This window comes from Desulfotruncus arcticus DSM 17038 (assembly GCF_900113335.1).
In the GTDB taxonomy this organism is placed as follows: Bacteria; Bacillota; Desulfotomaculia; order Desulfotomaculales; family Desulfallaceae; genus Desulfotruncus; species Desulfotruncus arcticus.
Genome location: NZ_FOOX01000011.1, coordinates 76,323 through 89,305 on the forward strand (window position 1 = coordinate 76,323; position 12,983 = coordinate 89,305).

At 45.7% G+C, this 12,983-nt stretch carries 15 protein-coding genes; 4 read left to right on the forward strand and 11 right to left on the reverse strand.

What is annotated here, in order from left to right; translation table 11 throughout:
• Position 1 precedes the first annotated feature (1 nt).
• The 11 genes from BM056_RS14815 to BM056_RS14865 all read right to left on the reverse strand — a co-directional run bounded on the left by BM056_RS14815 (position 2) and on the right by BM056_RS14865 (position 8,193).
• Positions 2-250: a gas vesicle protein GvpG gene (locus BM056_RS14815; RefSeq protein WP_092472205.1), complete on the reverse strand. Its 249-nt coding sequence runs from the start codon at positions 248-250 to the stop codon at positions 2-4.
• Positions 251-255: 5 nt separating this feature from the next.
• The gene (locus BM056_RS14820; protein ID WP_092472206.1) at positions 256-1,020 is read right to left on the reverse strand and encodes a GvpL/GvpF family gas vesicle protein; all 765 of its coding nucleotides are present in this window, start codon (positions 1,018-1,020) and stop codon (positions 256-258) included.
• A gap of 3 nt (positions 1,021-1,023) precedes the next feature.
• Complete coding sequence (locus BM056_RS14825; protein WP_092472207.1) at positions 1,024-3,159, reverse strand: CDC48 family AAA ATPase; 2,136 nt, start codon at positions 3,157-3,159, stop codon at positions 1,024-1,026.
• 232 nt (positions 3,160-3,391) lie between these two features.
• A complete protein-coding gene (locus tag BM056_RS14830; RefSeq protein ID WP_092472208.1) occupies positions 3,392-3,892 on the reverse strand; it encodes an Hsp20/alpha crystallin family protein in 501 nt (166 codons plus the stop codon).
• Positions 3,876-4,802, reverse strand: coding sequence for a gas vesicle protein GvpN (gene gvpN / locus BM056_RS14835; RefSeq protein ID WP_092472209.1), 927 nt, complete (start codon positions 4,800-4,802; stop codon positions 3,876-3,878). Before gvpN ends, BM056_RS14830 begins: the two co-directional genes overlap by 17 nt.
• Before the next feature lie 80 nt (positions 4,803-4,882).
• Positions 4,883-5,149, reverse strand: a complete 267-nt coding sequence (locus BM056_RS14840) for a gas vesicle protein GvpO (RefSeq protein ID WP_092472210.1) — start codon at positions 5,147-5,149, stop codon at positions 4,883-4,885.
• A 20-nt stretch (positions 5,150-5,169) separates the two neighbouring features.
• Entirely contained in the window at positions 5,170-5,466 is a 297-nt protein-coding gene (locus BM056_RS14845; RefSeq protein ID WP_092472211.1) for a hypothetical protein, read from the reverse strand.
• 91 nt (positions 5,467-5,557) lie between these two features.
• Positions 5,558-5,785 (reverse strand): gas vesicle structural protein GvpA, encoded by a 228-nt coding sequence (gvpA, locus tag BM056_RS14850; RefSeq protein WP_207648199.1) that lies wholly within the window; start codon positions 5,783-5,785, stop codon positions 5,558-5,560.
• A gap of 296 nt (positions 5,786-6,081) precedes the next feature.
• A complete protein-coding gene (locus tag BM056_RS14855) occupies positions 6,082-6,513 on the reverse strand; it encodes a hypothetical protein (protein ID WP_092472213.1) in 432 nt (143 codons plus the stop codon).
• Positions 6,514-6,533: 20 nt separating this feature from the next.
• Positions 6,534-6,779: a hypothetical protein gene (locus BM056_RS14860; RefSeq protein ID WP_092472214.1), complete on the reverse strand. Its 246-nt coding sequence runs from the start codon at positions 6,777-6,779 to the stop codon at positions 6,534-6,536.
• 298 nt (positions 6,780-7,077) lie between these two features.
• The gene (locus BM056_RS14865; RefSeq protein ID WP_092472215.1) at positions 7,078-8,193 is read right to left on the reverse strand and encodes a DegT/DnrJ/EryC1/StrS family aminotransferase; all 1,116 of its coding nucleotides are present in this window, start codon (positions 8,191-8,193) and stop codon (positions 7,078-7,080) included.
• Between the two features lie 275 nt (positions 8,194-8,468).
• Between BM056_RS14865 and BM056_RS14870 the strand changes: the two genes are divergently transcribed.
• From BM056_RS14870 to BM056_RS14885, 4 genes are all read left to right on the forward strand, one after another.
• The gene (locus tag BM056_RS14870; RefSeq protein ID WP_092472216.1) at positions 8,469-8,903 is read left to right on the forward strand and encodes a hypothetical protein; all 435 of its coding nucleotides are present in this window, start codon (positions 8,469-8,471) and stop codon (positions 8,901-8,903) included.
• A 175-nt stretch (positions 8,904-9,078) separates the two neighbouring features.
• On the forward strand, positions 9,079-9,684 hold the full coding sequence (locus BM056_RS14875; protein ID WP_092472217.1) for a carbohydrate binding domain-containing protein: 606 nt from the start codon (positions 9,079-9,081) through the stop codon (positions 9,682-9,684).
• 40 nt (positions 9,685-9,724) lie between these two features.
• The gene (locus tag BM056_RS14880; protein WP_092472218.1) at positions 9,725-10,876 is read left to right on the forward strand and encodes a glycosyltransferase family protein; all 1,152 of its coding nucleotides are present in this window, start codon (positions 9,725-9,727) and stop codon (positions 10,874-10,876) included.
• On the forward strand, positions 10,860-12,977 hold the full coding sequence (locus tag BM056_RS14885) for an alginate lyase family protein (protein WP_092472219.1): 2,118 nt from the start codon (positions 10,860-10,862) through the stop codon (positions 12,975-12,977). The genes BM056_RS14880 and BM056_RS14885 overlap by 17 nt, the downstream gene beginning before the upstream one ends.
• Positions 12,978-12,983: the final 6 nt, after the last annotated feature.

Consider the following 12,983-nt stretch of genomic DNA (forward strand, 5'->3'; position numbering starts at 1 on the left):
GCTATTCCTCCTCGGACCGTTCTATATTCCTCTCCCTGGCTATTTGGAGCCGCTCAACTAAATCTTCTTCTGCCAGGTCATATTCTTCCTCTGTAATATCACCAAGTTGCAGCGACGTTTGTAAAGAACGCATTTGATTAATTATATGCTGCTCATCGTAAAATTCTTCCTCTACCCGCTTGTGAATTTCTTTAAAGATAAAAAACAGGCCTCTAAAAGGAGCTAATAGCAGATCATCTATGATCAGCATGACAATCACTCTTCCAAAGAGAATTTCATATCTATAAAGCTATACGGCGGCCACGGTCCGGTATATTTAAACTCCAGGCCATCGGAATAGCGATTATAAATATCATTTACCGCCCGGTCAAACTCCTCCTCCCTGGCTTTATCCACCAGGAATGAAGCATTAACAACTATTTTTTCGTTATTAATGTTATCGCTGATCAATACATCGGCAGCAATCTTTTGCAACGGATCGATGAGCAGCTTTTTATAATGATTACGCCTATTGTTGGCCAGGAGCTCCAGCTTCTCGCCTAATTCAAGCAACTGCCTGTACGCCACCTCTCCGCCGCCTTCTTTGGCAACTTTTTCCCTAAACGCTTTTATACCGGGATCTAATGCCTCCAATTCATTCACCAATGCATCTTTTTGCCAAAAAATCTTTAACCCTACTTCAATTTTATTTTTGATTTTATCCATGGCAGCTAACGCTTGGTCATACAGTAGTGCAAGCAATTTCATAACTTCTTCGTAACTATCTACGCATGTACCAAAGCTAACCGGCAGCACATCATAATTCTGGAAAATTGTTGAGATAACTTTTTGATGGGCCATGGCATTTTTCCGCACGGGGTCGTATACTTTAACCGGAACCCGGCTTACTGCCACTGCCAGGTCTTGATAATGCAGAGTATAAACTTTATTCCCCTGTCCCCCTATCCCTGTACAGTCAAACTCCTGCGGCTCTTTTTCGGCAAAAATAGCATACAGGTAATAACCTTTTTTGACTGTCAATAGTTAGCTTCCTCCTCCCCTGATTTCGCCTCTTTGTTGTTTAAGCTCAAATAAAGCCTGGTTGAAGTGGCCGCTGTCGATTTTAAACTCAGCTTCATCGGCAGCTCCTTTTTCCGAACGCCCCAGATATTCCCGAATGGCCTGCATCGCCGCCCGCTGGCACAAATTCCGCAGTTCCGCGCCGGAAAAACCTTCTGTTTCCCTCATCAGAACATGGTTATCAATATCTTTGGCCAGGGGCAGTCCTTGCAAGTGTATGATTAAAATTTCGCATCTTTCCTCCGCACCGGGCAAATCCATGCGCAATATCAGATCAAACCTGCCCGGACGCAGTAAGGCAGGATCAATCATATCTATCCGGTTGGTAGCCGCCAACAGCACAACGTGATGCAGTTCCTCCAACCCATCCATTTCCGTAAGCAACTGGCTTAACATTCTTTCCGTTACCTGGTCGCCCTGACCACGATGAGGCACCAGTGCGTCTATTTCGTCGATAAAAATGATACAGGGAGCAACCTGCCTGGCCTTTCGGAAAATATCGCGCAGGGCTTTTTCTGATTCACCAACCCATTTTGACAGCAACGCCGGGCCTTTGACGGAAATGAAATTAGCGTTAATTTCATTGGCCATAGCTTTGGCCAAAAGTGTTTTCCCTGTTCCAGGGGGACCGTGGAGCAGTATTCCTCTCGGAAGATCAATTTTGGCCAGCTTAAAGATCTTTTCAAACTTAATGGGTCCTTCAACCGCTTCCTGCAGCTGCTGCTTGGTTTTTTTCAGCCCACCTACGTCATGCCACTTAACGGGGGGGACTTCAACAGTCAGCTCCCTGGTAACAGACGGTTCAACTTCCTTTAAAGCTGACTCAAAATCCTCCATAGTTACGTAGATCTTATTTATTATGTCAGTTGACAAATTCGTTGACTGGTAATCCAATTCAGGTATTACCCTGCGCAAAGACTGCATTGCCGCCTCCCGGCAGAGGGCTCTTAAATCAGCACCGACAAAACCGTTAGTGAGCTCCGTGATTTTATGCAGGTTTATATCCCTGGTCAGAGGCATGCCGCGTGAATGAATTTGTAATATTTCCAGCCGGCCGGCCCGGTCGGGAACGCCTATGGTTATTTCCCGGTCAAAACGGCCGGGCCTGCGCAGAGCACTGTCCAGCGCATCCGGTATGTTGGTGGCCCCGATGATAATAATCCGCCCCCGGTCCTGCAACCCGTCCATTAAAGCCAACAACTGAGCTACTACGCGTTTTTCAACCTCACCGGTTACATTTTGCCGCTTAGGGGCAATGGCATCCAGTTCATCCAAAAAAATAATGCTGGGCGTATGCTTGGAGGCATTTTCAAAAATCTCACGCAGTTTGGCTTCGCTTTCCCCGTAATATTTGTTGATAATTTCAGGGCCGTTGACATGTACAAAATAAGCATTGGCTTCATTGGCCACGGCCCTGGCAATTAAAGTTTTACCGGTCCCCGGAGGCCCGCATAGCAGTACCCCCCGCGGGGGGTCTATCCCCAGGTGGTCAAATAGCACCGGGTATTTTAAAGGGAGTTCAATCATTTCCCTGACCCGCTGCAGTTCTTTGGGCAAGCCACCAATATCTTCATAGCGGATCGCAATGTTGCTGTCCTGCGTGTTATCTCCGGCGGCCTTAATGGTCACACCGGTATCTTTCCCCGAAAGGACAATGCCATCCGGTACGGTATTGACAACCACCAATTCCTGACTTTTCAGGCCCAGCAGGGAAATTCTGATCTTGTCTCCCTTTTTAACAGGCAGGTCCTGTATGCTATATAAAATATGTTCCTTATTGACCAAACTATGGCTGAAAAGAGGGCGTAAAACAACCTGTCTGGCCGTTTGGACATCAGTCTTAGCGACAACTACCCTCTCGCCCAATCCGACGCCCGCATTTTCCCTGATAATGCCGTCAATCTGGATTAACTGCCCACCCCTTCGATCCGCATGGATGGGCAGTATCCTGGCCGCCGACTCTCTTTTGCCGCGTATTATAACGACATCCCCAACGTTAACAGCAAGCGCTGCCATATCAGCCGGGTCGATTCTGGCAATACCTCTACCCATATCTTTAGTTAATGATTCTGTAACCTTTAATAAGATCCCGTTTTCCATTACCCCCTGTTTCACCGCCTTATAACGCCAGTTATTACTAAGTATTCAGAATTCAGTAGTCAGAATTCAGAATATTTTCCACGGTTATACTGTTTTGAATCCTGTCTTCCGAGTAGTTACAGATGCTTAATAAACCGCCATGCAGCAAGCAGAGTATGAAAAATAGATACCGTAGGCAAGGCGATCCGGTGGTTTCCCGGAGTAAGCGAAGCACTGGATGCGTTCCAAGTTGCTATTGTTTTTTCCTTAGCGTAATTTCCACGATACCGTTTTTAAAGACTGTAACTATATTTTGGTCTTCAACAGCACAGGGCAAAGGTACACTTTTTTTATAATTTCGGATACCGGAGGCCACAAGGTGCAAACAGTTATCTACAATTTCCAGCTGCAATTGTTTTTCTTCAATGCCCGGCAGTTCAGCAACCACCAACACATGGTCTTCTTCATCAAAAACGTCCAGTATGGGCTCCCAGACTTCCTTGAATTCAACTGAATCTTTAGCCGCTCGCAGATTACCAAAGGTTTGGATGGTGGATTTGCCCGGTTCACCAATCCTGACCCGCAAACCATAGGCTCCCTTTAACCCCTTGGGTTGAGACGAGCCAAATTCGCCGGTTTTGTTAATTTCATTAACACCCTGGGCATCCATCTTCTGCAATACTTCCAGCAAATCACCCAGGCCTCTGAATATATCGCCAAAGCCCAAACCGCCTGAATTAAATTTCTTGCTCATCTTTAGATCCTCTGCTTACAAGTAAGTTTTTAATTATTTCCCGGGCCTTCAGGTATGACTTGGATTCACTGTACCTGATTTCGGACATGAGCACATCATTTACAATTTTTCCAAAAAACTCCTCGTCATAAGAAGCATCCTCCCGCGTAAAGCGGAAAATTTGAGCAATGCGAATGGAGCTGCGTACCGAAACGTTGTTATTAAATCCGCATTGCTCCCTAAAACTACGGACCAAGTCAACTATGGAAGCGGCTTCATCCTCCGGCAAGCCGGACTTTTGGGAAGCAATAGCAATCTCGGTTTCCCGGTCAAACCGGTCCATTTCCAGGTTAATCATACGGTCAATCAAAGCGACCTGAGCACGGTGGACACCGGCATATTCCTCGGGATTGCTGGTAAAAACAAGTCTGAAGTCCGGGTGTACTTTAATGTAGTTTTTTTCTTTCTGCCAGCCCGGCAGACTTAATATTTTTTCTTCCACGATAGATAGCAGCAGGTTGTTTATTTCCGGCCTCGACCTGGTGAATTCATCATAAATAAGGGTCATACCATTACGGCAGGCAATGCCAAGCATCCCCTCCACCCACTGATATTGTAATGACTCTTCAAATTCTTGTACTGAGTGGATATAGTTATCTATTCTCATTTTCTTTTTATAACCGAAATTGCCCCCGACCAAATTAGTTGACGAAATCCAATCACTACCATGCAGCAGTGCTACCGGGCGACCGACTTTTAATGCCAGGTATAAGGCCATGGTTGTTTTTCCTGTCCCCGCGGGCCCGCTTAAATTAACGGGGAAACCCGCCTTAATGTATGTCAGCGCGCGCATGGTTAGATCATTAAGATACGGTGTATTTACAAAATCCTGTTCCCCAAATTCCATCGGTAAAAATTGTTCTATATTCATAAATGCACCTCATAGAAGCCAGTATTCTTCCAAAAAAATGCTCAGCATGATCCATACTGAGTTATGATGACCAACTTTGCTTAAACGTCACCGATGTTGATAGAAGTCCTTTCCCGCAGGTGCTTTCTCTCAAAGGATAAAATTTCCAAATCACTATCTACAACAACCTCGTATATGGCTAAAAGGTCATCTTTAGCCCGCCTGCGCATGTATTCAACTTCTTCGGGAACTTCTATCTGCACCTTGTAGATATCCGTATCCCTCAGGACACCAATAACGACCCCGGGTTTTTTAATGACATCATTAAAAAAATTTTCTACAGTGGCCACCACTTCAATAATATTCAAACAGACTTCACCCCATCGGCTTAAATTTTTCCTGCGCGGATCATGTTCATGGTGTGCACGGCTTTCGCCCAGCTTTCCCATGACTCCATTCTGATTTGAGTTAATTCTTTTAACATTTTATTCACTTTGACCTGGCGATTATGACGGGTTTCATATAAACTTTTCCACATATCCTGCGCCATTTCCGCCCGGTCTTTGGATATTTGCCCCAGGAGACCAGCCACGTATCTTTTTCTTTCATACATATCCTTTTGTCTCGCTTCGCAAGAGCTAACCATTTTTTCAGCAACGGATTGGAGATAGTTGACAGCTGCCATGATTTAATACCCCCAGTTAGTAAAATTAAAAGCTGTTTTTTTGGGGCATACTAAATGAGTATGCCCCAAATACTCCACAACATATTAGGGCTTATGCAGTAAGCGGCACACGTTCATGATGATGGTGATGCACTGTCAGACCAACTGCTTCAGCGTACTTCAACCAGGTTTCAACGCTGGCAATAACTACTCTGGCCTCTACAGCAAGCAATTCGATTCCAACCAGGGCTACTCTGACATAAGCATCAATAACGATGCCTTTTTCTAAAATCCTGTCTACAACTTCTGCCAAACTTGAGGCGCTGACACTCTTTTGAATGGCCACACTTGATTCCTCCCTTTTATTTTTTTTCCTTTTAACAAGGAAATTCAGCCACTAGTATAAGATATTCCCAGGCACAAAATTGTGTGTCAAACATGCAGACAGTTTTTATAGCTACCTCTTTATATTTATTTAGCAAGCTAAGTCGAAATACATGGAATTAATTTGTACTGCTTGGATTTTATAGCAATGCTATCTTCAAAAAGACCAGCCTCTATGGACTGGTCTTTTATCTTCCACGTTATTGCTCAATTATACTTAAACCATCATTTATACCATATTTAGTTATACCATTAGACAAAAGTGTCAATGGCATTAATTGGCACAAATACCTGGTCACCGGCCACGAAGGGTTCTATGGGCTTCCAGGCGCCATCCTGGATAACTACGGTACCGACACTTATCTGCACAATGGCGTCACCAATAAATCTGATGATGGTGCCAGGGATAAAAGATCCGCCCGCTATAGTATCAGGGAACACTACAACGGGTGATCCGACACGCTTACCTGCAAGGATCAAAATATTGATAAACGGATACTTTTCCATATGGCCGGCCTCCTTTTTACCATTAAAAGAATCATCACTATAACCGCGTGTTAATGACGGCCTAGCGAAATGTATTTTTGCTCCGCGCTCAACGGTTCCCCCCCGTTGGGCCAGTTCCCCCCGCGAGATTTGTTCGCTTCTTGTTTCATCCACTCCACGGGTTAAGTGATCTTTCATTATATTTCCTCCTCCCGTGTTTAAACAAACGCTTTAATGGATCTGATGGGTATAAATACCTGGTCCCCCGCAACAAAAGGCCTTACCGGTTTCCAGGCCCCGTCCTGAATAGTTACCGTACCCACAGATACCTGAATCAGCACTCCGTCAAAAACTTTGACCAGTGTTCCAGGCACATACGACCCTCCCGCTATGTTGTCGGGGAACACTACAATGGGTTTCCCAAATTCCTTGCACTTCAACAGATCCTCAACATGGTACTCCACAAAAAAGCCCTCCTTAAAATATCTTATTGAGAATTCATCTCTCGTTATAAGATATGACATAATTATCCATTTGCTACTATTTTATGACATCTTTGCCAATGGTTTTTAAATTATTTATCACCGACAGAATCAAAATTGATTAATTGTTCCATTTAATCCTTTAAACCCTTAATTTAAAACCCCCGTGCCGGTTTAAAGCACAGGGGTATTTTTTCGTAATCAGGTTATATAGCCAACAGCATAGAGATTAACTTGCTCCCATCGCAGGGTAAGCCGGCTGAAGAAACAGTTTAAATGCTTAATACTTACCAAGAATATGGCCAAGGGTATCAACAACATAGTCAATATCCTCTTCGCTTAAATTATTATGAAATGGCAAAGCAAGCGTAGTTGCTGCAACGGATTCCGTCACCGGGAAATCTCCCGGTTTGTAACCGAACATTTGGCGATAAAACGGCTGCAGGTGGATGGGTTGGAAATAAGCCCGGCAGCCAATACCCTTCTCTGTAAGCTGCTGCATTACCACATCCCGGTCGATCCCGGGAGCAAGCCGCACCACGTATACAAACCAGCTCATTTTAATTCCCGGTGCCACATAAGGAACGATAACACCATCTATATGTTTTAATTTGTAATTATACTTTGCGGCAATGGCAGCCCGCTTGGCTAGTATTTCCGTTATTCTGGAAAGCTGCGCGCAGCCCAGCGCCGCGCTCATTTCATCCAAGCGGTAGTTATAACCCAAACGTTCATGGTCGTACCACCCTGATCCTGCATCCCGCCCCTGATTCCTCATGCTCCGGCATAAACCGGCCAGGTCTTGGCGGTTCGTCAGTATGACCCCGCCTTCCCCCGTGGTGATCTGTTTATTGGGGTAAAAAGCAAACACAGCCACGTCGCTTTCACTGCCTGCCTTTTTCCCATTATATTCCGAACCGAAAGCCTCACACGCATCTTCTATAACCGTAAGCCCATGCTCTGAAGCAATTTTCATAATAGAAGCCATATCCGCAGGGTGGCCAAAAACATGGACGGGTAAAATACCCCTTGTTTTGCCGTTAATTTTGTTTTCCAAATTGCTGCAGTCCATGTTTAATGTCAGCGGGTCAATATCTACAAATACAGGACGCACCCGCTCAAACAACAGACAATTCGCTGAAGCCACAAAGCTGAACGGCGTAGTGATTACTTCATCTCCGGGGGGCAAACCCAGGCTTCGCACCACCAAATGCAACCCGGATGTACCGCTGTTGACAGCCACAGCATATTTAATCCCAACATATTCAGCTATTTTTTTTTCAAAGTTAAGCACCACCGGTCCCAAGCTGAGCCATCGACTATTGAGCACAGCCATTACCGCATTCCTTTCCCGGTCGCCAATATCGGGCCTGGACAAGGGAACTTCCTTTTTCATCATTCATACCTCCGCTAAGAACAGAAAAAAATTATTCCGGCTCCTGACTCCTGACTTCTGATTCCTGATTTTAATATATGTAGAATAATCTGGTTTCGTTATCCCGAACTACTACAGAAAAATGGCATGAAGGTCGACAAGGAATCTGTTTTTTTATAATCCCACTCACACTTTTTTAACCCCTGAATACAATGTGATTAATAGCTGCTATTACCTTCGGGAGATATGAAAGGAGGCGAAAGACAATTAAACTGACCAGACGGGACATTTTTTTCATGGTTTCCATAGCCTGCTTGGGAGTATTGATTTTATGCGGGACTTTTATATGGAAAGGAGAGACCGGATACGGCGAAGAAAGCATTGCTGCCAACGAATCCGCTGCAGAGGTGGCGGAACCGCAAAAAACTGCCGCAGCTCCGGCAACCCCCTACTATTCCGCCAGCCCACAGCCGTCACCTCAACCTGATCCGCTGGAGCAAATGTTTATTTCCGGAGCCAAAGTAGGTGACATTATTAAATTAGGAGATGTGGAAATGCAGGTAACGAAAGCCCCTGCCAAACATAAAGTAATTGATCTCACGTTGAGCGGCAATTCTTTAAATCAATCTCCTGAATTAATTCGTTCGGAAAACAACCGGATTATGTACGAGATTCCTGCAGATGTCGATGTCCATCTGGACATAACCGAGAAAATAATATTTGATCAATAAAAATTGCTTAAAAAAATTAAAGTGCTGTAAACTGCCGGAAATCAGCCGGCTTTTTTTATCGGAGGATACAAATTTAGAGCAAAAACTAATAAACGCGCATACTATAGATTACCCAGAAAAATTCTCACGGTACGTATACCTGGCGCTCCGGTGTCAAATTTTTTAAAAGACAGGGGTGAAAAAAATTAAAGACAACCGGTATGCATTATTAATTATGGTCAATGTTGTATTTGGAATTGCCATCCTCTTCCTGCTATATGCCAATTTTAGCATTAAACAGCAATCTCCATCAAATGCCTCAACAGCCGCTCCGCAATCTCCGGCCAATGACAGTTCAACCAGTGATGATTTGCTGACATCTTTGATTGTAAACGGCAATTTTGAACAGGGTGCGCTTGGTTGGAGTAATCCCAAAGCGATCCAAAAAGAAGCAAACGGCAATCACTACATTATTAACAATTATAACTGGTTAATTAAACAGGATCTGAATTTGCTCGTTAATAAAACTTATGAAATCAGTGCTTCTATCAAAAGGGGCACAGCAACAGGGCCGGCTAGAATCGTTATAACGTTTCTCGATGTCAATGGCAAACGATTGAACAAATATTATGATATAAATTACACTAATCAGGGCGCAGGCTGGGAGGAAATTCCAAACCAGTTGATAACAGTACCCGAAAACACTTCCAAGGCAAGAATTTATCTATTATGCAAAGATAAGAAAGGCTATTATTGCTTTGACAATATCAGGCTAGCCGGCGCAGCTGCCCCGGCAAATTGAGAAAGAGCGGCAGCTATCCGGAGGATCGAGGAGTTTATATATGAAAATAGCCTTTCTGCTTCCGGTGGTTTCGGATGCGAGAGCACACAAGCGAATTTCAGGCTTAAAAACCCTCGGAGCTCAGCCTGCTGTCCTTGCTTTTGAGCGAAAGTACTACAAAGGCAAGGACCTTCCCGGGGGATATATCACTTTGGGCCAAATCGAGCACTCCCGGTACCATAAACGCCTGATACCTTTTTTAAAAGCTCTGCTTAAGGTACGCGCCGCGGTCAAGAAAACAGATGTAATTTACGCCTTCGGTTTAGATATGCTTTTATTGGGATGGCTGGCGTGCCTGGGTCCGGCCAGGCCTTTTACAGCAGTTTACGAGGTTGCGGACATTCGGGAGGTGCTCCTGGAAAAGGGACTGCTGTCCCGCTGCCTGCGCCGGTTGGAGCGTTTTTTACTGCGGCGCGCCAAATTTATCGTTGTCACCTCGGAAAGGTATATCTCCGGCTATTATCAAGAGATACAGGGACTAACAGATCTTCGTTATTTGGTGGTTGAAAATAAAATTGACCCAGCCACCACTGTAAAAGCACCGGCGATCCCCCGACGACAAAACGGGAGCATTTTGAAGATCGGCTATTTTGGCGTCATCCGCTGCCGGCGCTCCTTAGATATACTTAAGCAGGCGGCGCTGCAAAGCAGCGGCCGGGTGCAGGTATATTTACGGGGCTTCCCGCTGGGAGTGGGGAGCCTGGAAAAAGTGGTGCAATCCCCCGCTGTTACATACGGTGGAGCATACGTAGCCCCCGATGATCTACCGGACCTTTACGGTCAGGTAGATCTGGTTTGGGCTTGTTATCCTTACCTGGGCAATGTGACCGGGAATCATTGCTGGGCGCGAACAAATCGTTTTTACGAGTCCTGTTATTTTAAAAAGCCCATGTTGGCGCAGGAGGGTACGGAAGACGGCAGGATTATAGAAGCTTTGGGGTTGGGCCTGTGCCTTGATCTTGCTGATGATCAAGCAGCAGTTGAGCGCATTTTAAGTATTACCAGTCAAGAGCTTGACCGGTGGCAGGGCAATATCAGCCATCTGAATCAGAAAATCTACATTATGACTAATGAACACACCCGGCTTTGGGAGATGCTGACCCGGGAGTTTTCCGGTCATATTCAGGGAGCCCCAAATGAACTGGATGATTAAACTCATTAACTTGGGCAAAGAGTTGTTCAACTTGGGTTTAAAAAAATCATGCTTTAGAATCGGCTACGAAATTTTAAACCGCTCCGGAGCAAGGTGTTACCTGCAGCCGATAAAACCCTGCCATAATGTTGCCAGGGCGGCTTACCTTGGAAAAACGGCTATGGACATACAACAGTTTCGCAGAGAAAAAAAACCATTTTTTATGCCACCACGGGAGGAATTGGCTGCAGGCTTAAAAAGGATACCGTTGCTTTCCCGGGAGAAAATTCTGCAGGAAGCCATCCGGGCCGAGAATGGACAAATTAAATGTTTTTCCCGCTGGCGCGCCGACTATGGCAACCCGGTCAACTGGCATTTAAATCCTGTCCGGGGGGTAAGCTGGCCGTTAAATGTACACTGGTCAAAGGTATTAACTTATGAAAAGCAGTGCGGTGATTGTAAGTTAACCTGGGAAATCAATCGCTTTCCTCATCTTTACACCTGGATCAGGGCTTACGCTTGTACAGGCGACTCCCGCTGGTTAAAAGCCTGGGTAAGCCAGCTAAAAGCATGGGAACAGGATAATCCATACCGGTCGGGGCTGAATTGGCACAGCGGACAGGAGCTGGCTATGAGAAGCCTGGGCTGGATAGCAGGTCTCTATGTTTTCATGGAAGATAAAAGCTTGCAGGAAGAAGATTTTACCCGCTTGTTAAGGTTGTTATACCTGCATGGTGAGCACATTTACACTAATATCAATTATGCCCGGCTGGCCGTCCATAATAATCACCTTATCGGTGAAGCGCTGTTATTATATGCGTTGGGAGCCTTATTCCCCTGGATGCGGGGTGCAAACAAATGGAAAAGAAAAGGCAGGGAACTTTTAGAACAAGATTGCCTCCGCCAATTTTACAGCGACGGCGGCTACTGCCAATCCTCACATAATTATCATCGCTTGGCATTACATTATTACCTGTGGGCGTGCAGAGTTGGCGAATGCCTGGGGGAACCGTTCGATGAGGAAATTTACCGGACGCTGCATAGATCTCTAAATTATTTACGCTCCATGCTGAATGAGCAAGACGGCCGGCTGCCCAATTGGGGTTGTAATGACGGAGCCTTATTATGCCCCTGGACCTCCTGTGACTACAGCGATTTCCGGCCCGTGTTAAATGCTCTGTCTTATTTAACCACCGCCGGGCGGTGTTTTATCGACGGCCCCTGGAACGAAGAATTGCTCTGGTTTTGGGGGATAAAGGCCTTAATGCAACCGGTTGGAGAGTATCAGTACCAAAATATCGCTTGTTTCCCTGAAAGCGGCTTGTATTGTATCCGGCAAGGTCCCGGCGATTTTGCCGTTTTGCGCTGCGGGTCGCTGCACGAGCGTTTCGGCCAGGCGGACCAGCTGCATTTGGACATCTGGTGGCGGGGTCTGAACGTGGCCCGGGACGGCGGATCTTATTTATATAATGATGAATTGTCCTATCACCGATATTTTATGGGCACTGCTTCCCACAATACCATAACAGTGGACGGGCAAAATCAAATGCTGCTGATCAGGCGCTTTAAGTGGCTGGAATTGGTCAAGGCAGGCAAGGTCGGCCTAAATAAAACAGCGCACCAACTGGAAGCGGCCGGTGAGCATTACGGCTATTGCCGTCTGCCCGGCAAGGTCGTTCATCGCCGGAGGGTTATACTGACAGATGGTATCTATGTTATTATTGATTATTTAACGCAAACCGGAGCAACAAAACATGACTACGCCATCCATTGGCTTTTGGGACCGTGGCCCTGCAACATGGTCAAATATCATTCCTGGTGGCGGGTGGATCAAGCTACTCCGGCCGGCGGCCATACTTTAAACATCGTTGTACTGGACAAAGAATTTAAGCCTGTCGCAGATGATAACGGCACTATTGTTAAAGGGGAAGCAGAGCCCTCCCCCCGGGGCTGGGAATCACGTTATTACGGCAGGCGTCAAGCCGTAACCTCAGTACAAGTAAACTGTTCCACAGATAAGGATATTTGTGTGATCAGTATATTTGCACCGCCCGAAGTCAATGCGCCAACTATGGTTAATGGCAATATATTGGATGGTAAAATAAAGCTGAATTTGACCTGAGGAATA